General features: G+C 70.6%; 21 protein-coding genes, 1 pseudogene and 1 riboswitch. Of the genes and pseudogenes, 3 read left to right on the forward strand and 19 right to left on the reverse strand.

The window, feature by feature from the left end; translation table 11 throughout:
* Nucleotides 1–15: 15 nt before the first annotated feature.
* From HYQ63_RS40005 to HYQ63_RS40040, 8 genes are all read right to left on the reverse strand, one after another.
* The gene (locus tag HYQ63_RS40005; RefSeq protein WP_179938790.1) at nt 16–972 is read right to left on the reverse strand and encodes an alpha/beta fold hydrolase; all 957 of its coding nucleotides are present in this window, start codon (nt 970–972) and stop codon (nt 16–18) included.
* A gap of 158 nt (nt 973–1,130) precedes the next feature.
* Nucleotides 1,131–3,068, reverse strand: a complete 1,938-nt coding sequence (gene htpG, locus HYQ63_RS40010) for a molecular chaperone HtpG (RefSeq protein ID WP_179938791.1) — start codon at nt 3,066–3,068, stop codon at nt 1,131–1,133.
* A gap of 202 nt (nt 3,069–3,270) precedes the next feature.
* On the reverse strand, nt 3,271–3,453 hold the full coding sequence (locus HYQ63_RS40015; protein ID WP_179938792.1) for a hypothetical protein: 183 nt from the start codon (nt 3,451–3,453) through the stop codon (nt 3,271–3,273).
* Nucleotides 3,454–3,651: 198 nt separating this feature from the next.
* On the reverse strand, nt 3,652–4,098 hold the full coding sequence (locus tag HYQ63_RS40020; protein ID WP_179938793.1) for a nitroreductase family deazaflavin-dependent oxidoreductase: 447 nt from the start codon (nt 4,096–4,098) through the stop codon (nt 3,652–3,654).
* 100 nt (nt 4,099–4,198) lie between these two features.
* Nucleotides 4,199–5,200: a Ppx/GppA phosphatase family protein gene (locus HYQ63_RS40025; protein WP_179938795.1), complete on the reverse strand. Its 1,002-nt coding sequence runs from the start codon at nt 5,198–5,200 to the stop codon at nt 4,199–4,201.
* 28 nt (nt 5,201–5,228) lie between these two features.
* Nucleotides 5,229–5,408: a hypothetical protein gene (locus HYQ63_RS40030; protein ID WP_179938796.1), complete on the reverse strand. Its 180-nt coding sequence runs from the start codon at nt 5,406–5,408 to the stop codon at nt 5,229–5,231.
* Nucleotides 5,409–5,645: 237 nt separating this feature from the next.
* Nucleotides 5,646–6,599 carry a DMT family transporter gene (locus HYQ63_RS40035; protein WP_179938797.1) on the reverse strand — a complete coding sequence of 318 codons (954 nt, stop codon included), beginning with the start codon at nt 6,597–6,599 and terminating at the stop codon, nt 5,646–5,648.
* Between the two features lie 55 nt (nt 6,600–6,654).
* Nucleotides 6,655–7,101, reverse strand: a complete 447-nt coding sequence (locus HYQ63_RS40040) for a protein phosphatase (protein ID WP_179938798.1) — start codon at nt 7,099–7,101, stop codon at nt 6,655–6,657.
* A gap of 87 nt (nt 7,102–7,188) precedes the next feature.
* Here HYQ63_RS40040 and HYQ63_RS40045 point away from each other — a divergent pair, with 87 nt between their 5' ends.
* Nucleotides 7,189–8,046, forward strand: coding sequence for an LLM class flavin-dependent oxidoreductase (locus HYQ63_RS40045; RefSeq protein ID WP_179938800.1), 858 nt, complete (start codon nt 7,189–7,191; stop codon nt 8,044–8,046).
* Between the two features lie 53 nt (nt 8,047–8,099).
* Here HYQ63_RS40045 and HYQ63_RS40050 read toward each other — a convergent pair whose 3' ends face one another.
* The 7 genes from HYQ63_RS40050 to HYQ63_RS40080 form a co-directional block, all read right to left on the reverse strand.
* The gene (locus HYQ63_RS40050) at nt 8,100–8,762 is read right to left on the reverse strand and encodes a hypothetical protein (RefSeq protein WP_179938802.1); all 663 of its coding nucleotides are present in this window, start codon (nt 8,760–8,762) and stop codon (nt 8,100–8,102) included.
* Nucleotides 8,763–8,816: 54 nt separating this feature from the next.
* The gene (locus HYQ63_RS40055) at nt 8,817–10,361 is read right to left on the reverse strand and encodes a Rieske 2Fe-2S domain-containing protein (protein ID WP_179938804.1); all 1,545 of its coding nucleotides are present in this window, start codon (nt 10,359–10,361) and stop codon (nt 8,817–8,819) included.
* Between the two features lie 112 nt (nt 10,362–10,473).
* The gene (locus tag HYQ63_RS40060) at nt 10,474–11,259 is read right to left on the reverse strand and encodes an ABC transporter ATP-binding protein (protein ID WP_179938806.1); all 786 of its coding nucleotides are present in this window, start codon (nt 11,257–11,259) and stop codon (nt 10,474–10,476) included.
* On the reverse strand, nt 11,256–12,347 hold the full coding sequence (locus tag HYQ63_RS40065) for an iron ABC transporter permease (protein WP_257232470.1): 1,092 nt from the start codon (nt 12,345–12,347) through the stop codon (nt 11,256–11,258). The genes HYQ63_RS40060 and HYQ63_RS40065 overlap by 4 nt, the downstream gene beginning before the upstream one ends.
* Nucleotides 12,344–13,390, reverse strand: a complete 1,047-nt coding sequence (locus HYQ63_RS40070; RefSeq protein ID WP_179938808.1) for an ABC transporter substrate-binding protein — start codon at nt 13,388–13,390, stop codon at nt 12,344–12,346. The genes HYQ63_RS40065 and HYQ63_RS40070 overlap by 4 nt, the downstream gene beginning before the upstream one ends.
* Before the next feature lie 48 nt (nt 13,391–13,438).
* Complete coding sequence (locus HYQ63_RS40075; RefSeq protein ID WP_179938810.1) at nt 13,439–14,197, reverse strand: CbtA family protein; 759 nt, start codon at nt 14,195–14,197, stop codon at nt 13,439–13,441.
* 56 nt (nt 14,198–14,253) lie between these two features.
* Nucleotides 14,254–14,478, reverse strand: a complete 225-nt coding sequence (locus HYQ63_RS40080; protein ID WP_009720365.1) for a CbtB-domain containing protein — start codon at nt 14,476–14,478, stop codon at nt 14,254–14,256.
* A gap of 55 nt (nt 14,479–14,533) precedes the next feature.
* Nucleotides 14,534–14,624: riboswitch (cobalamin riboswitch) on the reverse strand.
* Between the two features lie 117 nt (nt 14,625–14,741).
* Here HYQ63_RS40080 and HYQ63_RS40085 point away from each other — a divergent pair.
* Together HYQ63_RS40085 and HYQ63_RS40090 are read left to right on the forward strand one after the other, a co-directional pair.
* Complete coding sequence (locus HYQ63_RS40085; RefSeq protein ID WP_179938812.1) at nt 14,742–15,308, forward strand: histidine phosphatase family protein; 567 nt, start codon at nt 14,742–14,744, stop codon at nt 15,306–15,308.
* Between the two features lie 375 nt (nt 15,309–15,683).
* A complete protein-coding gene (locus HYQ63_RS40090) occupies nt 15,684–16,958 on the forward strand; it encodes a S1 family peptidase (protein ID WP_179941024.1) in 1,275 nt (424 codons plus the stop codon).
* Between the two features lie 22 nt (nt 16,959–16,980).
* Here the strand turns inward: HYQ63_RS40090 and HYQ63_RS40095 are convergent, their stop codons facing one another.
* From HYQ63_RS40095 to HYQ63_RS40110, 4 genes and pseudogenes are all read right to left on the reverse strand, one after another.
* Entirely contained in the window at nt 16,981–20,097 is a 3,117-nt protein-coding gene (locus HYQ63_RS40095) for a glycoside hydrolase family 2 TIM barrel-domain containing protein (RefSeq protein ID WP_179938813.1), read from the reverse strand.
* Between the two features lie 134 nt (nt 20,098–20,231).
* Nucleotides 20,232–20,558, reverse strand: a pseudogene (locus HYQ63_RS40100) (isochorismatase family cysteine hydrolase); the annotation flags it as partial.
* A gap of 126 nt (nt 20,559–20,684) precedes the next feature.
* A complete protein-coding gene (locus HYQ63_RS40105) occupies nt 20,685–20,927 on the reverse strand; it encodes a hypothetical protein (protein ID WP_179938814.1) in 243 nt (80 codons plus the stop codon).
* Nucleotides 20,928–21,005: 78 nt separating this feature from the next.
* A complete protein-coding gene (locus HYQ63_RS40110; protein WP_179938815.1) occupies nt 21,006–22,058 on the reverse strand; it encodes a cation diffusion facilitator family transporter in 1,053 nt (350 codons plus the stop codon).
* Nucleotides 22,059–22,100: the final 42 nt, after the last annotated feature.

Consider the following 22,100-nt stretch of genomic DNA (forward strand, 5'->3'; position numbering starts at 1 on the left):
CTTGGGGGAGGCGCTTCAGCCGAGCGCCCGCAGCCATGCGATCAGCAGCCGGTTGACCTCCTCGGGACGCTCCTGCTGCACCCAGTGGCCACAGCCGTCGAGGAGGTGCGAGGACACCAGGCCGGGGAGGGTGGTGGGATACGCCGCGACGGCGTCGGCCAGCCAGCCGAGCGAGGCGTCGCGCTCCCCGGCCAGGAACAGCGAGGGCTGGGTGAGCGGCGCCCCGTCCCACGCCGCGAGATCCTCCCAGTCGCGGTCGGCGTTGCGGTAGCGGTTCAGCGCCCCGGTCAGCCCGGTCCGCTCGAACTCCGCGGCGCACGCGTCGAGATCTGCCTCGGTGAGCCAGGACGGCAGCGGGCCGTCCGGGAAGCGGTCGCGCATCCGCCCGCCGCGGGGGACGAAGAACGGGCTGCCGCCGTCGGGGGAGGGCGCCGCGTCGCCCGAGAGCGCGGCGTAGAACCCCGCGAGCCAGCCGCGCACATCGGGCTCGATCTCCGCCTCGGCCCGGCCGGGCCGCTGGAAATAGCCGACGTAGAACTCCTCGTCCCCGCCGATCCGCGCGAAGACCTCGCTGGGCCGCGGGCCGCCCCGGGGCGCGTACGGCACGCCGAGCAGGCCCACGGCGGTGAAGACATCGGGCCGGAGCAGCGCGGAGTTCGCGGCGATGGGGGAGCCCCAGTCGTGGCCCACGACCACCGCGGTCTCCTCACCGAGGGCGCGGACCACGCCGACGTTGTCGGCGACATGGGCGAGCATGCGGTACGCCGCCACGTCGCGGGGCTTGGAGGAGCGGCCGTAGCCGCGGACGTCGATGGCCACCGCGCGGTATCCGGCCGCGGCGAGCGCGGGGAGCTGATGGCGCCAGGAGTGCCAGGTCTCGGGGAAGCCGTGGATCAGGAGGACCAGCGGGCCGGAGCCCTCCTCCACCACATGGATACGGGCATCCGGAACGTCGACCAGCTGGTGGTGCATGGATCCTCCCTGAGTCGCCGGGGCCGCGCGGTCCACAACGCCGCGCGGCCAACAACGACACGATCATGCGGTGGCGGCCCGGGGGAGGGGGAGGGAAGTTGCCGGTTCGGCAAAAGCCCCCGGGCGGGCCATGGCACGGGCCCGCCCGGGGGCGCGGATCACAGCGTCTGCTCCAGGCGGCCCGCCATCAGCTTGATGAAGCGCGACGGGTCGCTCAGCTCCCCGCCCTCGGCGAGCAGGGCCATCCCATAGAGGAGTTCGGCCGTCTCCGCGAGGCCCGGGTCCTCCGCGCGCTCACCATGGGCCGTGCGCAACCCGCTGACCAGCGGATGCGTGGGGTTCAGCTCCAGGATGCGCTTGATCTGGGGCACGTTCTGCCCCATCGCGCGGTAGATGTTCTCCAGGGCCGGGGTGACATCGTGGGTGTCGCCGACGATGCAGGCCGGGGAGGTGGTGAGGCGGGAGGACAGCCGCACCTCCTTGACCTGCTCGCTCAGCGTCGTCGTCATCCAGGACAGCAGATCGGCGAAGTCCTTCTTCTGCTGCTCGCGCTCGGGCCCGTCCTCGCTCGACTCGTCCTCGTCGTCGAGGTCGACCTGCCCCTTGGCGACCGACCGCAGCTGCTTGCCCTCGAACTCGGGGACGGCGTCGACCCACAGCTCGTCGATGGGGTCGGTGAGGACCAGCACCTCGTACCCCTTGGCCTGGAAGGCCTCCATGTGGGGCGAGTTCTCCACGATCGAGCGCGACTCGCCCGTCATGTAGTAGATGTGCTCCTGCCCCTCCTTCATGCGCTCCACGTACTGCCGGAGCGTGGTCGGCTGCTCCGCGTCGTGCGTCGAGCCGAACGAGGAGACCTCCAGGATCGCGTCCCGGTTCTCGAAGTCGCCCAGCAGCCCTTCCTTGAGGACGCGGCCGAACTCCTTCCAGAACGTCGCGTACCGCTCGGAGTTGTCGGACATCATGTCCTTGACCGTCGACAGCACCTTCTTGACCAGCCGACGGCGCATCAGCTGGATCTGACGGTCCTGCTGAAGGGCCTCGCGCGAGACGTTCAGCGAAAGGTCCGCGGCGTCCACGACACCCTTGACGAAGCGCAGGTACTCCGGCATGAGCGCTTCGCAGTCGTCCATGATGAAGACGCGCTTGACGTAGAGCTGCACACCCCGCTTGCGGTCCTGCATATACAGGTCCTGCGGTGCGCGGGACGGAATGAACAGCAGCGACTGGTATTCGAACGTGCCCTCCGCCTGCATGCGGATGGTCTCGAGCGGGTCGGTCCAGTCGTGGCTGATGTGCTTGTAGAACTCGTTGTATTCCTCGTCGGTGACCTCGCCCCGGGGGCGGGCCCACAACGCCTTCATCGAGTTGATGGTCTCGAGTTCGGGTGTGCCGCCGTCTTCCGGAGTGCTGTCGTCATCCGAAGAGCTGTTGGCGCTTTCCCCGGCCATCCGGATCGGCCAGGTGATGAAGTCCGAGTACCGCTTGACGATTTCCCGGATCTTCCACGGGGAGCTGTAGTCGAAGAGATGGTCCTCGGCGTCCTCGGGCTTGAGCCGCAGCGTGACCGCGGTGCCCTGGGGCGCGTCCTCGACCTGCTCGATGGTGTAGGTGCCCTCGCCGCTGGACACCCAGCGGGTGCCCTGGCTCTCGCCCGCGCGCCGTGTCAGCAGCGTCACCTCGTCGGCGACCATGAAGCTGGAGTAGAAACCGACCCCGAACTGCCCGATGAGGTCCTGTGAGGCCGCCGCGTCCTGCGACTCCTTCAGCTCCTTGAGGAATTTCGCGGTGCCGGAGTTCGCGATCGTCCCGATGAGCTGCACCACGTCATCGTGCGACATCCCGATGCCGTTGTCGCGCACGGTCAGCGTGCGCTGCTCCTTGTCGACCTCCAACGCGATATGGAGATCCGAGGTGTCCGCCTCCAGATCCCCGTCCCGGAGGGTTTCCAGCCGCAGCTTGTCCAGGGCGTCGGAGGAGTTGGAGATGAGCTCCCGCAGAAAGACATCCTTGTTCGAGTAGATCGAATGGATCATCAGCTGCAAGAGCTGGCGCGCCTCGACCTGAAACTCGAATGTCTCTACCCCTGTAGTCACCTGATTCCCCTCATGCGATAAGTGTTCGACGCCATCAAGTCCGGTGCGTCGCCCGGATCTTATCGAAAAGGGAGGTCGCTGCGCGTGGTGGTCCGGTGCCTTCGCGCGGTGTGCGTGGCCCGACGGCCGGAGCCCCGGGCCGCGCTTGTTGTCGCTGTCGTATCCGGAGAACCCGCTGAGGGTGAGCGGTACGGACCCCGCGTCACTCGCCCTGCTGGTTGGGGTGGGAGCCCTGGGCGGGACGGATCCGGCTCCAGTCGAGGGCCTCGGCGGCCTCCCGCTGGATCTCTTCGGCCGCTTCCCGCGCCTCGGCGGGAACGTCGCCCTGTTCCGCTATGAGACTGTCGTAGATCGGGGACAGGTCGCCCTTGTTCGCGGTGGTCATGCTGAGGTACTTCCTTCGTGCCGTGGTGCAGGTGTGCCACCCGAGCCTAACCCTCGGTATCCCTTGTCGCGAGGACACATATCACCATGATCCCGCGGGGTCCGGTTCCGTGAAGGTTGTGTGAGCTCCGAGTGGAGGCCATCGCACGGTGAGCGGACGGCCCGGCGGCCGGGCCGCCCGCTCACCGCGTTTAGGGGGTCAGTGCGGCGCGGCCGCGGGCTCCAGGACGAAGACGGGGATCTCGCGCGTGGTCTTCTCCTGGTAGTCGGCGTAGTCCGGGTACGCCTCGACCGCGCGCCGCCACCACTGCGCCTTCTCCTCGCCGGTGACCTCGCGCGCGTTCATGTCCCGCAGTTCCGTCCCGTCGCGCAGCTCGACGCGGGGGTCGGCCAGCACGTTGAAGTACCAGACGGGGTGCTTGGGGGCGCCGCCGAGCGAGGCCACCGCCGCGTACCTGCCCTCGTGCTCCACCCGCATCAGCGGAGTCTTGCGGATCTTCCCGCTCTTCGCCCCGCGCGTGGTCAGCAGGATGACGGGCATGCCCCGCAGCGTCGTGCCCTTGGTGCCACCGGAACTCTCGATCAGCTCGACCTGATTGCGCACCCACTGGGTCGGGCTCGGTTCGTACTCGCCCTGAAGAGGCATGTCATCGTCCCCATCGTCGTCGACAACGCTTACCGCACCGCATAACGCGCCGGGCCCGCCCGATCATCCCGGGGGGATCAGGCGGGCGGCAGGACGGCGATCAGGAGACCGTGTGCAGCCGGTGGAGGGCGTGGTGACGGGCCCTCGGCAGGGCCACGGCCGGAAGCGGCGGCGCGCCGAGCGCGGCCAGCCGGTCCAGCAGGACCCCCTCGCGCAGCGCCCAGGGGCAGATGGTGACCCGCCGCACGTCCAGCAGCTCCATGGCGGCCTCCGCCACGATCGCCCCGGCGAGCGACTGATGGGCCCGGGACGCGGAGATGCCGGGCAGCCGGGCGCGCTCGGCATCGGACCTGGCCGCCAGCCGGGGAATCCACTTCCGCAGATCGGAGCGGGCGAGGGTGCTGCGGCCGGGCGCCCCGGCCGTCGGCTTGGGGGCACCGGCGAGCCGTGCCAGCTGGGTGAAGGTCTTCGACGTGGCGACCGCGGACACGGGGACCGGCTGGTCGCGCAGCTCGGCCGTGGCCTCCGAGAGGACGGAACGCACGTACTGGCGCAGCCGCGCCACGTCCCGCTTGTGCACCGGCGCCTCGTCGGGCAGGTGGTGGCGGGTGAGCCGGCCGGCCCCGAGGGGCAGCGAGAGCGCGACCGCGGGCTCCGTACGGCTGCCGCAGGCCAGCTCCATCGAGCCGCCGCCGATGTCGAGCAGCAGCATCTGCCCGGCCGACCAGCCGTGCCAGCTGCGCGCGGCCAGGAAGGTCAGGCGCGCCTCTTCCTCGCCGCTGAAGAAGCGCACGCGGATGCCGGTGGCGTCCTTGATCGCGGCGAGGACGGCCTCCCGGTTGGCGGCGTCGCGCACCGCGGAGGTCGCCAGGGGCACCAGGTCGTCGACCTGGTGGGCGGCCGCGACGGCTTCGCTCTCGGTCACGGCACCGACCAGGCGTCGGATGGCGTCCTGGCTGATCACGCCTTGGCGATCGGTCGCCTCGGCCAGATGGACCGACTGCTTGAGCGTGGCCACCGGCTCGGGCGGTCCGCCCGGAACGAGGTCGGCAATCTTCAGGTGAACAGCACGTGAACCTATGTCGAGCACTGCGAGACGCATGCCTGCTCAGTGCCCGAGTTGCCGGGCTTTACGCCGCGAGAGGCCGCTGCTGGGGGGTGGAGGAGGGTGCGGGGGATTCCTTTTCGCCGTTCCGCTCCGCCGGGCCCGGGGACTTCTCGGTGCGACGTCCGCTGGGGAACGTCAGATCCGGTACGTCGACCACGGGCGGCAGATCGGGCGTGAGCAAGGTTTGCTCGTTTGTGTCCATGAGTGGATGGGTACCCTCGCGCATCGCACTCATCCGTGGCAGGACGGATTCTTCCCTGCGATACCGGTCACACTTGGACGATATCGGGCTAGGGGCGATCGAAATCGGTCGAAAAAGTGTGCCAAGCAGTCCCGGTCACAACGGCTGAATCACGTCGGTGCCGCGCCCAAAGCTGTTAAGGGGTGTCCGTGTGATCGGCAGGACACCCCTGAGCGGGTGATTGATGCCGGTATGCGGCTAATCTGCCGGGGACGTTTCCCTGGCCGTCCGGCTGCCGGTGGCCACGACCGTCGAGTGCGCCGGGCGCGGACGGCGGCGGGAGACCGCGACCCCGGCCAGGCACAGGGCGCCGCCCACGAGCGTCAGCGCGCCCGGCACCTCGTCCAGCGCCAGCCAGGACATCAGCACCACCAGGGCCGGTACCACGTAGGTGGTGGCTCCCATCCGGCCCGCGGTGGTGCGGGCCAGGGCGAAGGCCCAGGTGGTGAAGGCGAGCGCGGTCGGGAACAGACCCAGGTAGACCATGTTGAGCGTCGCGGACAGCGGGGCGTGCGCGGCCTCCGACACCAGCGTCCCGGCGAAGGGCAGGCAGGTCACCGTCCCGATCAGACAGCCGAACGTGGTCACCTGGAGCGCTCCGCCGTGCCGCAGCGCCGGCTTCTGGGAGACGACACCGCTCGCGTACGTCACCGCGGCCACCACGCACAGCAGCACACCGAGCACGGAGGAGCGGCCCGAGCCGGACATCGAGAGCCCCACGACCACCGCGCCGCCGAAGGACACCGCCATCCCCCACAGCAGCGGACGCGGCAGCCCCTCGCCCAGCAGCCTGCTGCTCAGCAGCGCGATGAGGATCGGGCCGATGTTGACGACCATCGCGGCCGTGCCCGCGTCGACCTGCTGCTCACCCCAGTTGAGCGCCACCATGTAGACGCCGAACCACAGAAAACCCGAGCAGGCGATTCCCGGCCAGGCGGCGCGGGGTGGCCATCCCACCCGCCGTATCAGGCTGATCGCGCCCAGCGCCACCGTCCCGGCGAGCAGCCGCCCGAGCGCCAGGGCGCCGGGTGAATAGGCCGAGCCCGCACTGCGGATGGAGACGAAGGCCGAGGCCCACAGCACGACGGTGACGGCTGCCGCCGCCAGGGCGGGCCATTCTTTTTGGTAACCGGTGTCCGGCGCTTTGATCATGACACCGACACTATGCCGCGCTCATTTCGGTGCTCAACGAAATTTCGGCGCGCGGTCAGCCACTGGCCGCGGGCTGTCCGAACCGCGAGACATAGCGGCGCTGCCAGGGCGTTTCCACGGCGCGCGCCGCGTAGTGCTCGCGTACGTACCGCACCGCGTCCCCGGGCGGTACGCCGTCCAGCACCGCGACGCAGGCCAGTGCCGTGCCCGTGCGGCCCCGGCCACCGCCGCAGGCGACCTCGACCCGTTCGCCCGCGGCCCGCTCCCACGCCTCGCGCAGCGCGGCGGCGGCCTCCGTGCGATCGGACGGCAGCCGGAAGTCGGGCCAGCGCAGCCAGCGGGCCTCCCACTCGACCGAGGGCGGCTCATGGCCCAGCAGATACAGCGCGAAGGCGGGCGCGGGCCCTTCCGGAAGGGGATGGCGCAGTCCCCGGCCGCGGATGAGCCGTCCCGACGGCAGTGTCATCACTCCTGGCGCGGAAGGGTCCCAAGTGGCGTCCATGGAGCGAGAGTAGCGGCGCGGTCGGCATGCGCGGCAGGGAACGGGCCGGTGTACCTCGGCATCATGATCACTGCCTAGGGTGATCCCATGGAAATAGGAGTCAACGTCCCGAACTTCGGCCCGGGCACCCGGCCGGATGTGCTGCGCCAGTGGGCACGGACCGTTGAGGGGCTGGGGTACGACCTGCTGATGGTCTCGGACCACGTCGCGGTCACCCCCGATGTGGCGGAGCAGTACCCCGCCCCGTTCTACGAGCCCTTCACCACGCTGTCCTGGCTGGCCGGGATCACCGACCGGGTGCGGTTGGGCACCACCGTGCTGGTCGTCCCGTACCGCCATCCGCTCCTCATCGCCCGCATGGCCGCCAACCTCAACCAGCTCAGCGGGGGACGCCTGGTCCTCGGCGTCGGCGTGGGATGGGCGAAGCAGGAGTACGAGGCGCTCGGCGTGGAGTTCGGGCGGCGCGGGAAGCTGGCCGACGAACACCTCCAGGCGATCCGCACGGCGTGGGAGGACGACGCGGACTACCGCAGCGGAGACATACCGGTCTGGGTGGGCGGCATGAGCGACGCCGCGCTGCGCCGGGCGGTACGGCACGGCCAGGCGTGGCATCCCATCTGGTTCACCCTCGACTGGCTGCGGGAGGCGCTGGACCGGATGAAGGGCATCGCGGAGGAGCTGGGCCGACCGGTGCCCGGGCTCGCCCCGCGGGTGGTGCTGAAGCTCACCGACGAGCCGGTCACCGGCCCCGAACGCCCGGCCGGTGAGGGCACGATCGACCAGGTCATGGACGACATCGAGGAACTGCGCCGACTGGGCGCGGAGTCCGTGGTGCTCGATCCGTTCAACGGCGACCCGGAGGAGACCCGCCACCCGGAGGCGGCCTGGCAGGCGCTCGCGGCCGTGGCCGCCCGCCGGGGCAAGGCCACCGACCAGGCGGTTTGACCGGTCGCCGGGGGCCGGTGGCTTCGTTTCCCGGCCCCCGGTGCGTCGTCCGCTCAGCCCACGCGCTCGATGCGAGCGTTGCGGATCAGGTTCTTGCCGGGCTCCCGGACCTGTTCGAAGGCGGCGTTGTTGAGCAGGGCGCAGCTGCCCGAGGTCGAGGTGACGGAGACGGTCGTGGACTTGTCGTTGTCCAGGTTGGTCACCTTGAGCTTGGTGCCGGCCGGGAACTGGTTGCTGGACGCGGCCGGTGCCCCGTCCTCGCCGGACAGGGTGACCGTCGAGCCCGCGCAGACGACTTCGCCGCCGGCGGCGTCCCCGGAGGCCGCCGTGTCCTCGGCCGCCGCCGTGTCCTCGGCCGCCCCTCCGCCCTCCGGGGAGGCCGCGGCGGGGGACGCGGTGTCCGCGGAGTCCACCGCGCAACCGGACGCCTGCTGCTTCCGCTTGATCTCCTCGATGACCGCCTCCCGGTTCGCTATCCGGGCGTCCGACTGGGCATCCGGATTCGCTCGCTGGTCAGCGATGAACTTCTCGTTGTTGGCCAGTGCCTGAGCCAGCCCGTCGCATGCGGTGGACTCCGCCTTGACCGTGTTCGGGGAGCTGGTGGTGCCCGCGTTACTGCTGGTCGCCATCACTCCGGCCCCGGTACCGGCCAGCGCCACCGCGCCGACCAGCAGCATCAGCTTCTTCGGACCGCCGAGGGCTCTTCTGCGCGCCATGTGTGACTCCTTCGCTGGGTTCATGAACCCATACGCGCCGGAGCCCCGCCCGTCTCATGGATTCTCACACCGCGTGGCGCGCAGCTCGTGGCCGTCGGCCGTCAGGCAGCGCCCCGTGGTCAGGTCGTAGCGCCAGCCGTGCAGCGTGCACGTGAGCACATCGCCCTCGATCTTCCCGAACCGGCCCAGGTCGGCGCGGAGATGGGGGCAGCGGCGCTGGATCCGCCAGCCGTCGAGTTCGATGTCCTGGCCGTCGTCCTCGCCGGAGGCGTAGTAGTTCTCGACGTACTCGATGCGCTCCATGGACAGGCACTTGAGGAACACGTACAGGAACTCGTTGTACGGCCCGATGCGGCTCGCGGTGAACCGCATCGACAGCAGCAGGCTGTTGGACCAGTCGACCTCGCGCTTGGCGATGTTGGTGGCCACCAGGTCGCCCGTGGTGGACAGCGTGTAGCGGCAGCGCTCGCCGTTCCACTCCCGCACCTCCCGCGCCGGGAAGTCGATCACGATCGGGATCTCGCCCACATCCAGCCGGGCGGGGCCGCCGACGCCCGCGCAGATGTGGTCCGCGCGCGCCAACAGCGGTTCCCACCACCGCTTCAGCTCGCTCAGCAGCCGGTGTCGCGGCAGCGCGGGGGTGCGCGAGGCGCGTTCGGCGGCGAGGGCAGGGCGCTGGCGGCGGGCGAAGTCGCGCAGATAGGCGCGCTTGTCGCCGAAGATGTGGTCGATCTCCTTGTCGGTGTGGCGGTGGGTGAGCTTGCACGCGGTGTCCTCCGGCTCCGCGACCGTGCCCGGCAGCAGCAGATGCGCCGAGACGCCCGGCCGCGCCTGTGCGAGCTGGGCCAGGAACTCCCGCTGGTCGGTGAAGATGGACTCGCCGTCGCGACCGGTGCCGTTGAACTCGAAGAGCGCGTCGTCGAGGAAGCACGGCGGTCCCGCGTTGGGGAAGACGTGCGCCGCTTCGACCGCGTCGATGTAGCGCAGGGCGCGGTCGAACTGGCCCTGCCGCTTGCGGGAGGCGAACTCCCGCTTCGCTGAGTCCGGCAGCTGGTAGACCATCGGGTACCAGATCGCCCCGGAGAACTGCACGAAGTACGCGTCGACCTCGCCGAACGCACGGATCGCCGGGATGTCCAGCGGATGCGCGTCGTTCTGGTTGAGCAGCACGGTCCTGCCGTCGTCCAGGGAGAGCGCCGAGTCGCCGATGGGGCCGTCGCCGGGGCCGGTGAGGGCGGTGATCATGATGCGCAGACCGTCCCGCTCGACCGGCTTTCCGCTCTCGGTGCGCAGGAACCGGGTGAATCCGAGCGCCCGCAGCTCGCGCTCCAGCTCATCGGTGGCGAAGGCGGGCAGCAGTACCGTGATGTCCTTGCGCACGTTGCGGCGCAGATTCTGCGCGTCGAAGTGGTCGCGGTGCAGATGGGAGACGTACAGATAGTCGGCGGACCGTCCGTAGTGCGCCCAGTCCAGGTCCGTGTTGTCCGGGAACGGAAACCACGAGCCGAAGAAGGCGGGGTTCACCCAGGGGTCGCACAGGACCGATCCCGCCTCGGTTTCGATGAAGAGCCCCGCATGTCCAAGTCCGGTGATACGCATACCGCAGCACCCCAACCAGCTTGTCAGGTATGTCGGACACCTCCGACTCTCCCGGTGGTACGGAGGGGCTGCATCCGCAGGTGCGCTTGGCGGGTGATTCTGCGGCTTCCGGTCACCTGGTGAGGAAGCGGATGTGCGGGCGCCCGTCGGGGCCGTCCGGGGTGACGGCCGTGCGCACCCCGTAGACGTCGGCGATCAGCTCCTCGGTGAGGACGTCCCCCGGCGCGCCCGCCGCGGCCACCCGTCCCTCCCGCAGCACCAGCAGCGCGTCGCAGTACATCGCCGCCAGGTTCAGATCGTGCAGCGCGATCACGGTGGTGACCGGCAGGTCCGCGACGAGTGCCAGCAGATCGAGCTGGTGCTGGATGTCGAGGTGGTTGGTCGGCTCGTCCAGCAGCAGCTCCCGGGGCGCCTGCGCGAGGGCGCGGGCGATCTGGGCGCGCTGGCGCTCACCGCCGGAGAGGGTGTGCCACGACTGCCCGGCCCGGTCCGCGAGCCCGGTCCGCTCCAGGGCGTGGCGTACCGCCTCCTCGTCCGCCGCCGAGGTTCCCGACCAGGGGCGGCGGTGCGGGATGCGGCCCAGGCCCACCACCTCGCGCACGGTCAGCTCGGACTGGGTGGCGGCATCCTGCTCGACCACCGCGATCCGGCGGGCGACCGCCCTGCGGTGCAGCTCCGCCAGCGGGCGGCCGTCGAGCGTGACCACGCCCGAGGCGGGGGCCAGCACCCCGGCCAGCAGCCGCAGCAGCGTCGACTTCCCCGAGCCGTTCGGCCCGAGCAGCCCGACGCACGACCCCGGCTCCGGGGCGAGGCTCACCCCGTCCACGATCAGCCGCCCGCCCGCGGCGCGCGCCACGCGCTCAGCGCGCAGCCCGACCCCCGTGTCCCTGTCGGTCATGCCGCGCCCGCCTTCCGGGTGCGGTAGAGGACCAGGACGAAGGCCGGTACGCCGATCAGCGAGGTGACCACGCCCACCGGCACCTCCTGCGGGTCGAGCACGGTACGGGCCAGCGTGTCGACCCACACCAGGAACACCGCCCCGGTCAGCGCCGTCACCGGCAGCAGCCGGGCGTGCCCGGAGCCCACCAGCGCGCGGGCGGCGTGCGGGAGCACCAGCCCGACGAAGCCGATCGCCCCCGCCGAGCTGACCAGCGTCGCGGTCAGCAGCGCGGTGACGGTCAGCAGGACGATCCGGGTGCGGGCCACCCGTACGCCCAGGGTGGCCGCCGCGTCCTGCCCGAACGCGAACGCGTCCAGGGCGTGGGCGTGCAACCCGCACACCAGCAGCGTCACGGCCAGCACCGCGAGCCCGGCCCACACCTCGGCCCAGCCGACGTTCGCGAGCGAGCCGAGCAGCCAGAACAGCACGCCGCGGGTCTGCTCCGCGTCCGCCGCCGTCATCACGACGAACGAGGTCAGCGCCGAGAACAGCTGCATCGCGGCCACCCCGGACAGCACCACCCGGTCCGTCGTGGCGCCCAGCACCTGGCTGAGGACCAGCACCAGCGCGAACGACACCACAGCCCCCGCGAAGGCGCCGGCCGAGACGGACACCGCCCCGCCACCGGCTCCCAGCACCACCACCGCGACCGCGCCGGTGGACGCGCCGGAGGAGACACCCAGGACGAACGGGTCGGCGAGCGGGTTGCGCAGCAGCGACTGCATCACCGCCCCGCACACCGCGAGCCCGGCCCCGCACACGGCGGCGAGCAGGGTCCGCGGCAGCCGCAGATCCCACACGATGCCGTCGCGGATCGGTGTCAGCCCGGTACTGCCCCAGCCCAGGTGGGAGGCGACCGAGGCCCACACATCGCCGACCCGGATGTCGGCCGGGCCGATCGTGATGGCGAAGGCGATCGACAGCGGCAGCGCCACCACCGCGACCGCCCACAGCGCCGGGTACCGCAGCCGTCGTCCGCGGACCGAGGCCGTACCGGTCACATCGCTTGCATCGGTCACCTCAGCCGCATCAGTCGCATCGGTCATCGGTCGAGACCGAAGCGGCGCAGCGCGGCGGCCACCTTCTCGATGCCGTCGACCGTACGGATCGACGGATTCATGGCCTGCCCGCTGAGCAGGACGTACCGCTTGTGGCGCACGGCGTCCATCGACCGGGTGACCGGGTTGGACTCCAGGAACGCGATCTTCTTCGCGGCGGTCTCGGCCGACTCCTGCTTCCGGGTGAGATCGCCGATCACCAGGACGTCCGGGTTGCGTTCGGCCACCGTCTCCCAGTTGATCTGCGGCCATTCCTCATGGGCGTCGTCGAAGACGTTCTTCGCGCCCACCGCGTGGGTGATGGCGCCGGGGGCGCCGCAACAGCCCGCCATGTAGGGGGATTCGGAGTTGGCGAACCAGTAGAGCACCGAGGCGCCGGACGCGTCGACGCCCTTGGTGGCCTTCGTGACCCGGGACTTGAGCTTGCCGACGAGCGCGTCGCCGCGCTTCTCCACGCCGAAGACCTGGGCCAGGTCGCGGATCTCGCCGTAGACGTCGTCCATGGTCAGCGGGGTGGTGCGGCTGCCGTCGCCGTCCCCGCTGTTGTCCTTCGTGCAGTCGGCGGGGGAGACGTACGTGGGCACGCCGAGCTTCTCGAACTGCTCACGGGTGGCCACCCCGCCCTTGCCCAGCGTGGATTCGAAGGACGCGGACACGAAGTCCGGCTCCTGGTCGAGCACCTTCTCGAAGGAGGGCGCGTTGTCGGCGAGCCGGGGCACGGTGGCGTTCGCCTTGCGCAGCCCGGGCAGGACGGGGTCGGTCCAGGTGGCGGTGGCCGACATCCGGTCGGCGAGCCCCAGTGAGAGCAGGATCTCCGTCGACCCCTGGTTGAGCGACACCGCCTGCCGGGGCGGTGCGGTGATGCGGACCTTCTGGCCGCAGTTGCTCACGGTGCGCGGATACCCGGGGGCGTCCTCGGAGGATCCGGAGGACGCTACCGGGCCGCCGCCGCATCCGGTCAGCAACAGGGCGCCGGTCAGGGCGCCGGTCAGCCACAGGGTGGCGCATCGGGCAGGACGTGCTATCGGCACGGGTGGTGTTTCCTCTGGCGACAGGTGCGGATCGGGCGGGCGGGACGGTCAGTGGGCGACGCCCGCCTTCGCCGGGGCGCTCGGCGCCACGGCCGGGCGCGGGGCGAGCAGCCGCTCGGCCAGATACCCGAAGAACAGCCCGAAGGATCCCCACAGGGTCGCCTGGACGGCCAGCGCCGACAGCCGGAACTGCCACAGCAGGGTGGCCGGGAAGCCGTGGGGCACCTCGTTGAACGAGGGCAGGAACGCGTACGCCGGCCCGACCGCCGCGAGGAAGGCGACCGAAGCGGCCACGGTGGCGTTCCAGTTGCCCAGCCGCGGCGCCAGCCGCTTGCCGAGGATCACCGCGGCGACCGTCAGCAGCACGCTGAGCACCACCATCAGGAAGTACAGCGTGGTGCGCTGGTCGAGGGTCGACGGATCGCCCACGGCCGGAGGGTTGGCCGGGTACTTCAGGAACGGCACCACATAGACGGACACCAGCGCGCCGAGCGACACCAGCGCGGCAGTGGCCCGCGGGCCGAACCGGCCGACGCGCCCGAGGGCGTAAGCGATGACGAGGGCGGCGATGCCACCGAGGGCGACGCCGTAGATCAGCACCCCGGTGGCCAGACCGGCGGTGGACTGCATGGTGCGGCTGACGAGTTCGACGCCGCCGTGTTCATGGCTGTGCGCTTCCTCGTACCCGATGGCCGCGTCCACGCGCGGCTCGCCCAGCAGATACGCCACGACGAGCGCGAGCAGCCCGGCGGCGAGACCCGCGAGCATGCCCCGGACGAGCAGCGCCCGGACGGATATGGAGTTCATGGTGTGTCGATTCCCCTGATGTGCAGCTGAAGCCGAGGCGGTGAGTGCAGTCAGTGTCAGTGGCAGGGGAAGCCGAGCAGATGGCGCCCGTCGTGCACCCACTCGTGCACGTTCTCACCGGAGACGACCGCGGTGGCGCCCTGCTCGGCGCCGACGAAGTACAGGAGGATCAGCATGAGGACGCCGAAGAACAGCGCCCACGGGGCGATCGCCTTCAGCGAGATGGGGGTGATCTCCGGCACCGGCTGCGAGCTGGGTGCGGGAACGGCGGACTGAGCCATGGCGACCTCCTGGGAACACGCGTCCCGTTTGTTGGTACTCGTACGACGGCGCCGGGTCTGACTCGTCCGCCGGGCGGCCCGCTTTCACGGGACGTATCCGCCGGACACACAGTGGCGCGACCGTGCCGGGTTCTCACCGGACTTCCGTCACGCCGTCGTTTTCCATGAGACCGTAGCGCGCGACACCCGGCCCCCGCTACGGCGCGGTCGCCGGAATCGGGGCCCCCACGGGGGCGGATGCCATGGAATAGGGGGACAAGGCGGTGCGTATCACCCTGCTGGCGCCCGCGGTCAACGCGGCCCTGCGGCAGGTGCGTTTCGATGACGCCCCGCCGGACGCGGCCGCCGCGCGGCGGGCCCGGGACGCCGCGGGCGCCCTGCCGCACCACGATGTGACGTTCACCTCACCGTCCGCGCGCTGCCGCGGCACCGCGGAGGCCCTCGGCCTGGACGCGGCGGTGGCGCCCGAGCTGCGCGACCTCGACGTGGGCCGCTGGCGCGGCCGGTCGCTGGACGAGGTGGGGCGGGAGGCGCCCGACGACGTCGCCGCCTGGCTGGCCGATCCGGCGGCGGCGCCGCACGGCGGTGAGTCGCTGCGGGAGCTGATCGAACGGACCGGCGCCTGGCTGGAGTCGAGGGCCGGGCAGGAGGCACGGGTGCTGGCCGTCGCCGACCCGGCCGTGATCCGCGCGGCCCTGGTCCACGCCCTCGACCTGCCCCCGCGGACCTTCTGGCGGCTGGACGTCGCCCCGCTCACGGCGACCGAGCTGAGCGGCCGGTCCGGCCGGTGGAACCTGCGCTGCGGACTGCCCCTGACGGCCCCAAAGTAGGGGGTGTCTTGCCGATCATGCCGGGCTCCCGACGCCTGGCACGGCACCTCGCGGCGCCGCGCTCGTCGCACGCAGCGCCGCTGCGCTCTCCTCACGCGACGTGCGAGCTACCGCACCAGACGCCGCTCGCTGATCCGGCCTGATCGACAAGACACCCCCTAGCCGCGCCGAACGCCGATTCCCCACCGCGTCACAACAGCCGCGCTCCGCGGTGAGCGCGACGCCGATCCCGCCCGTATGAAGAGGGAGGGCCCTTGCCGGCCGAGCCCTGGCTCTGGTTGTCGGCGACGCGCTGGATCGACGTAAGGAGACGTGGTGGTGAAGCACACGCGGCGAGGCGTGCGCCATGCAGTACGGTACGCGGCCGTCGGTGCCATGGTCTGTGGCGGACTGCTGGTCGCCCAGTCCTCACCGGGCGGATCGGCGCACGGGGCGGAGAGCGGTGGCTCCTCGCAGGTACTGGACGGGAAGAACGCCCAAGGCGGCGCGAGAACGGACCTCGGGAGCCGTCTGGTGAACGAGCTGGGGGCGTCCCGTACGGCCGGGAACTGGACGGCCGCGGACGGGAAGCCGGTGGTCGCGGTGACCGACGCGGAGGCGGCCGACGCGGTCAGCCGGGCCGGGGCGCGGGTCAAGCGGGTGCGGTTCAGCATGGAGCAGCTGCAATCCGCCATCGAGACGCTGCGCTCGGCGCCCCGGGTGGCCGGCACCGCCTGGATGGTCGACCCGAAGTCCAACAAGGTGATGGTGCTGGGCGACAGCTCCGTCTCCACCTCGGACTGGTCGAAGATGAAGGACATGGCCGAGCCGATGGGCGACGAGGTGAGCATGCAGCGCACCACGGGGACGTTCACCACCAAGACCAACGGCGCCGCCCCGATCTTCACCAACGGCAGCCGCTGCTCGGCCGGTTTCAACGTCACCAACGGCCAGACCGGCTTCATCCTGACGGCCGGGCACTGCGGCCCGCCCGGAACACCCTGGTTCCAGGACACCGCGGGCAAGACGAGCATCGGCACCACCGTGCAGACCAACTTCCCCGGCAACGACTTCTCCCTGGTGCGCTACGACAACACCAAACTGTCCCGGAACAGCGTCCTGGACGTGGGCAGCAGCCAGCAGGTGAAGATCACGAACGCCGCCGACCCGACCGTGGGCCAGGAGGTCTTCCGCAGTGGTGCCACGTCCGGACTGCGCTCCGGCAAGGTGACGGGGCTGAACGCGACCGTGAACTACCCCGAGGGCAGCGTCAGCGGGCTGATCCAGACCACCGTGTGCGCCGAGCCCGGGGACAGCGGCGGTCCGCTCTTCGTCGGGAACACGGCGCTCGGCGTGACCTCGGGCGGCAGCGGCGACTGCACCAAGGGCGGGGTGACCTTCTTCCAGCCCGTGACCAAGGCGATGACGGCGCTCGGCGTGACCATCCCGGGCACCAGGATCGGTGACGCGGGCGGCTCGGCCGACAACTCCGCCATCGCCTCGGGCGCGCAGGCCCCTCAGGACGACGCGACATCGCTCGACGGCATCATGGAGCGGGCGCGGGCGTTCGGCCCCGGCCTGTGGATCATCGCCGGTGGCGTCGTCGGCTTCGCCATCAGCCTGCGCCCGCGCCGTCGCCGGTACAACAGCTACTACTCCCCGGGCTGGTGAGCCGGACCCCCGGGGAGCCGGGTCACGCCTCGGGGACGTCCAGCAGGACGATCCGCTGGGCGCCCTTGGCCTCCCCGGGGTACCGGCTGACCAGGTCCAGACGGAGGCGGGAGGTCCGCACCGGGTCGAAGGTGACGACGGTCGGCTTGCCGGACGCGTCGGCCCAGGTGACGTCCGCCCCGCGGACCGGGGTGAAGCGGCGTCCGTCCCAGGCGGAGACCGTGATCGTGGCGGGCAGGGTGTGCGTCGCGTCGAGGGTGAAGGACACCTCGATGCGGCGCACTCGGCGTTTCCGGGCCCAGGTGACCGAGACCCAGTCGGTCTTCCTGGCCCCGTTGAAGGCGGGCAGCAGTGCGGTGGCGGGCTTGGTGAAGGCGTTGGACCAGCCGGTGGCCGGGTCGCCGTCCAGCATGGCCGCGGGCAGTGTCTGGGGCGATCCGGAGTAGCTGGCGTCGGCCAGCGGGTAGGTGGGCGCGGCCGGGCCGGGGTCGGGTGTGAAGGGTGGGGTGGGGGTGACCCGGTTGGTGGTGCCGCCGGTGGCGCGGACGGTGGTGGTGGCTTTGCGCAGGCCAGCCGAGCGGGCGGTGATGGTGAGGGGGCCGGGCTTGGTTCCGGTGCGGATGATGGCCAGGGCTTTGCCGTGGTAGGCGGTGCGGGTGCTGGCCTGGTAGCGCTCGGCGCTTTCCTGGCGGCCGTTGTCGACGCCCGCGAGGGAGCCTCCGGAGACGTCAAAGGAGATCAGGTGGTCGGCGTCGGGGACCAGCACGCCGTGGGCGTCGATGATTTCGGCGGTGATGAAGCACAGTGACCGGCCGTCGGCGTCGAGGGTTTTACGGTCGGGGGTGAGGCGGATGGTGTGGGGGCGTCCGGCGGTGCGGAGCACGTCGGTGGCGACGATGCGGCCGTTGCGGCGGGCTACGGCTTTCAGCTCGCCGGGGGCAAAGGGGACGTTCCAGGTGAGGTGGAGTTTGCCCGCGCTGCCGTTGGGGCTGGTGTAGCTGCCGGGGTAGGGGCCGGTGGTGACGGTTTTGTCGTCGCCGGTGGCCTCGGTGGTTTCCAGGTAGGTGCGGCCGTCGGTGGTCTTCTTGGTGTCGAAGCGGCGTGTGCCGAGCGAGTCGCCGTTGAGGAAGAGTTCGACGGTGTCCACGTTGGCGTAGGCCCAGACCTCGACGGTCTCGCCCGGCCGGTGGCCGGTCCAGTCCATGGGCAGCAGATGGACCATCGGCTCGTCGGTCCACTGGCTCTTGAACAGGTGGTACATGTCCTTGGGGAATCCGGCCGTGTCCACCGCGCCGAAGAAGGACGCCTTCACCGGGAACACGTCGTACGGGGTGGGCTCGCCGATGTAATCGATGCCCGACCACAGGAACTGCCCGGTGAAGAACTTCCGGTCGCGGTCCTTCTTCAGCCCGTATTCGCCGCTCATCGTCCACGAGGCGAGGTTGTTGTCGTAAGAGGAGGGCTCGCGCTTGCCGGGGGTGTGGTTCTCCCCGGTGTTGAGGCGTTCGGGCTCCTGGTAGGCCCCGCGGGAGGACGTTTCGGAGGAGGACTCGGACTCGAAGAGGAACAGATGCGGGTAGCGGGCGTGCAGGGCGTCCACCGAGGCGGCGGTGTTGTAGTTGAGGCCCAGCCCATCCAGCTTGGCCAGCATCAGATCGGCGGCGGATCCGGGGGAGGGGAGGGAGCGGTACTTGTCGGAGCCGATCACCACCAGCCGGGTGTCATCGGCCTTCTTGACGGCGTCGATGAGCCGTTCCGCCATGCCGAGCCCGGCGGTGCTGGTGGAGTCCGGGATCTCGTTGCCGATGGACCACATGATGACCGCGGGGGAGTTACGGGCGGCCCGCACCATCTCGGTGATGTCCGCCTCGCTGTGCTCGTCGAAGAAGCGCCCGTAGTCGTACGGGTTCTTGCCGGTGCGCCAGCAGTCGAACGCCTCCACCAGCATGACGATGCCGAGCCGCTCGCAGATCTCGATCAGCTCCGGGGCGGGCGGATTGTGCGAGGTGCGCAGGGCGTTGACGCCCATGCTCTTCATGATGGTCATTTGACGCAGCGCGGCATCGGCGTTGAACGCGGCACCGAGCGCTCCGAGGTCATGGTGGAGGTCGACGCCCCGGAGCTTGGTGTACTCGCCGTTGAGCGTCAGCCCCTGGTCGGGGTCGATCGTGAAGTGGCGGATGCCGAAGGGGGTGCGGTAGCGGTCGGCGGTCTTGTCCCCGACCCGCAGCTCGGTCTCCAGGGTGTACAGCCGGGGCGTGTCGAAGGACCACAGCCGTGGCTTCTGGACCGTCATCTCCTGGGTGGCGTCGCGGGTGGTGTCCGCGCCGGCGGTGACGGTGGAGCGGGCGTGGGCGACCGTACGGCCGTCGGGGTCCTTGAGGGTGGAGACGATGGTGACGGACTGGTCGTCGCCGGTTGAGTTGACGACGCTGGTGCGGGCCCGCACGGTGGCGTGGTCTTTGCTCAGGGTGGGTGTGGTGACGTAGGTGCCCCAGCGGGCCACGTGGACGGGGTCGGTGATGACGAGCCGGGCGTGGCGGTAGATGCCGCTGCCGGAGTACCAGCGGCTGCTGGGCAGTTGGTTGCGGACCTTGACGGCGAGGACGTTGGGGGTGGTGCCGTCGGTGTGGGCCACGTCGGTGAGGTCGAGGGCGAACGCGGTGTAGCCGTAGGGGTGGTTGCCGATGAGCTTGCCGTTGCAGTACACGTACGCGTCCATGTACACCCCGTCGAACTCGACGGAGATCCGCTTGCCCGCGAGCGCGGACGGCAGCGTGAAGGACTTGCGGTACCAGCCGATGCCACCGGGGAGGAAGCCGGTCCCGCCCGTGGTGCCGTGCTCGGTGGTCGGGGTCAGCTCGATGCTCCAGTCGTGCGGCACCGCGACCGTACGCCACGCCGCGTCGTCGTAGCCGGGCTTCGGCGCGTCCTCGAAGTCCTCGTCCGGCTCGGCGTTCCCGTCCGGGGTGACGAGCTTGAACCGCCAGCCGTCGTCGAGCGGGATGCTCCGCCCGCCGGTGGCCCGGGACGCGGCGGCAGCCGGTGCGGCCGCCTGTGCGGGGATGCCGGTGGCGAGCGTCCCCGCCATGGGCGCGGCGCTGCCGGCGATCAGCAACGATCTACGAGTGACCGCCATGGCGATCCCCTTCTCTTCGATTATGTTGCTTCTTGGGACCGTTGAAAGGCTTCAACTCCCCTTGGGGGAACAGATTCTGACAGTTTCGAACAGGTCGATGTCAAGAGTCCTGCTTCAGCCGCACGTCATCCGCCGATGCCGTGCTGCCCCAGCAGATACTCCAGCGGTGTCTGGTAGAAGATCGAGTGCCGGGCCTTGACGACGAAGAGGGAGTCGTCGTCGGGCCTGATGGGCTCCACCAGATCGGCGTGCGGCGACCGCAGCGCGGTGTCCAGGAGTTCATCGTGATGGGAGCGCCAACGGCCGAAGTTGTCATTGACGTAGATGACCTCGATCCCCGCTTCCCGGGCCCTGGTCACCAGCCGCCGCACCGCGGGCAGCGCCTCGTGGACGGAGAACTCGGCGTCGTCGTGGTCATACGTGTTGATCATGTCGATGACGATGAGGGCGGTGTGGTGCATACCGGCGTCCCAGTGGTGCGTGGTCATCGTCGCCTTCCCGGGCCGGGAAGGGAAGGTGGCCCCCACCCGTGGCGGGGGCCACCTCGTGTGGCGGGGGGTGTTCCGGCCTCAGATCTGGACCTGGCCTCAGATCTCGTAGTGGTGCCGGTGGTGGTGCGGGTCGGGGTCCTCGACCACAGGCGTCGCGGCGGTCGGCGGGACCACCCGCCGGCGCTTGTAGACACTGACGTACGCGGCCATGCCGATGAAGCCGACAGCCATGAGGATCAGGCCCACCAATTGCACATTGAATCCACTGCTGTTCCAGTCCGTCGCGAAGGTGAGGATGCCTCCGATCGCGACCATGAGGATGCAACCGCCCAAGCCCATGAGTATTGCCTCCGAACATCAATTAGCTCTCTTCCGGGCCGGTCCGATCCCGAGTACCCATCAAGGGCACCTCCAATCTCACGTGCTGCCGCCCCCGGCGTCGGTGCCCGCGGCGGCGGCCACCGCCCGGTCGAGCGCCCGCAGGTCCTGGCGGGCGCGGGCGCGGTCCTTGGCGGACGCGTCCGTGACGTCCAGGAAGATCTGGTCGGCGTGCGGCCAGACCTCCGTCATCTTGGCCTTGACCCGCATCAGGACCTCCTCGACCTCTTCGCTGTCGAGCCCGGCGACGAGGTCGATCCGGGCCGCGACCAGCGTGGACTCGGTGCCCAGACGCATCGTCAGCAGCGTGGTCACCGTGTCGATCTCCGGCTGCTCGTCGAGGAAGCGCCGTATCTCCCTCCGCTGCGCCGGATCGATCGCCTCACCGATCAGCCGCCCCCGCGACTCCTTGGCCAGCCGGTACGCCACGTAGACGAGCAGCGCCCCGATCAGGAACGACGCCACCGCCTCGTACACCCCGTCGCCGGTGAGCATGTGGAGCCACATGCCGAGGACGGCGAACACCACGCCGAGGCAGGCGGTGGAGTCCTCGGCCAGCACGGTGCGCAGCGTGGGGTCGTCCCCGGCGCGGACCTCGGCGAGCATGCCGTGGCCCGCCTTCCGGGCCCTGCCCCGGACCTGGACCAGGGCGCGGACCAGCGAGGAGCCCTCCGCGACGAGAGCCACCCCCAGGACCGCGAGGCCGACCAGATAGCCGGTGTGGTCCTCGGAGCTGCCCCCGTGCAGCGCCTCGGCGCCCTGGAAGAAGGAGAAGCAGCCGCCCATGACGAAGATGCCGACGGCTGCCAGCAGCGCCCAGAAGTAGCGCTCCTTGCCGTAGCCGAAGGGGTGCTGGGCGTCCGGGGCGCGTTTGCTGCGTTTGAGGGAGGCGAGCAGGAACACCTCGTTGAGGCTGTCGGCCACCGAGTGGGCGGCCTCGGAGAGCAGCGCGGGGGAGCCCGTGAAGACCCCGCCGATCGCCTTGGCGAGGGCGATGACGAGGTTGGCGCCGAGCGCGACGAGCACGGTGACCGCGGTTCTGGTGTCCTCGCCGGGCCGAGGACCGGGGGCGCGTGCCGCGGATTCGCTCATCGCGGGACTCCGATCGTGGGACTCCGTACGTCGACTCCTCCG

Source organism: Streptomyces sp. Rer75 (genome assembly GCF_013414305.1).
Classification (GTDB): Bacteria; Actinomycetota; Actinomycetes; order Streptomycetales; family Streptomycetaceae; genus Streptomyces; species Streptomyces himastatinicus.

Coding starts and splice junctions, on each gene's coding strand:
- HYQ63_RS40035 (WP_179938797.1), bottom strand. CDS start 6,599: ATGATCAAAGCGCCGGACACCGGTTACCAAAAAGAATGGCCCGCCCTG.
- HYQ63_RS40020 (WP_179938793.1), bottom strand. CDS start 4,098: ATGCCTCTTCAGGGCGAGTACGAACCGAGCCCGACCCAGTGGGTGCGC.
- HYQ63_RS40065 (WP_257232470.1), bottom strand. CDS start 12,347: ATGACCGATGCGACTGATGCGGCTGAGGTGACCGATGCAAGCGATGTG.
- HYQ63_RS40025 (WP_179938795.1), bottom strand. CDS start 5,200: ATGCGTCTCGCAGTGCTCGACATAGGTTCACGTGCTGTTCACCTGAAG.
- HYQ63_RS40080 (WP_009720365.1), bottom strand. CDS start 14,478: ATGGCTCAGTCCGCCGTTCCCGCACCCAGCTCGCAGCCGGTGCCGGAG.
- HYQ63_RS40005 (WP_179938790.1), bottom strand. CDS start 972: ATGCACCACCAGCTGGTCGACGTTCCGGATGCCCGTATCCATGTGGTG.
- HYQ63_RS40050 (WP_179938802.1), bottom strand. CDS start 8,762: ATGGCGCGCAGAAGAGCCCTCGGCGGTCCGAAGAAGCTGATGCTGCTG.
- HYQ63_RS40095 (WP_179938813.1), bottom strand. CDS start 20,097: ATGGCGGTCACTCGTAGATCGTTGCTGATCGCCGGCAGCGCCGCGCCC.
- HYQ63_RS40015 (WP_179938792.1), bottom strand. CDS start 3,453: ATGACCACCGCGAACAAGGGCGACCTGTCCCCGATCTACGACAGTCTC.
- HYQ63_RS40040 (WP_179938798.1), bottom strand. CDS start 7,101: ATGGACGCCACTTGGGACCCTTCCGCGCCAGGAGTGATGACACTGCCG.
- HYQ63_RS40055 (WP_179938804.1), bottom strand. CDS start 10,361: ATGCGTATCACCGGACTTGGACATGCGGGGCTCTTCATCGAAACCGAG.
- HYQ63_RS40030 (WP_179938796.1), bottom strand. CDS start 5,408: ATGGACACAAACGAGCAAACCTTGCTCACGCCCGATCTGCCGCCCGTG.
- HYQ63_RS40045 (WP_179938800.1), top strand. CDS start 7,189: ATGGAAATAGGAGTCAACGTCCCGAACTTCGGCCCGGGCACCCGGCCG.
- HYQ63_RS40110 (WP_179938815.1), bottom strand. CDS start 22,058: ATGAGCGAATCCGCGGCACGCGCCCCCGGTCCTCGGCCCGGCGAGGAC.
- HYQ63_RS40105 (WP_179938814.1), bottom strand. CDS start 20,927: ATGGGCTTGGGCGGTTGCATCCTCATGGTCGCGATCGGAGGCATCCTC.
- HYQ63_RS40075 (WP_179938810.1), bottom strand. CDS start 14,197: ATGAACTCCATATCCGTCCGGGCGCTGCTCGTCCGGGGCATGCTCGCG.
- HYQ63_RS40060 (WP_179938806.1), bottom strand. CDS start 11,259: ATGACCGACAGGGACACGGGGGTCGGGCTGCGCGCTGAGCGCGTGGCG.
- HYQ63_RS40090 (WP_179941024.1), top strand. CDS start 15,684: ATGGTCTGTGGCGGACTGCTGGTCGCCCAGTCCTCACCGGGCGGATCG.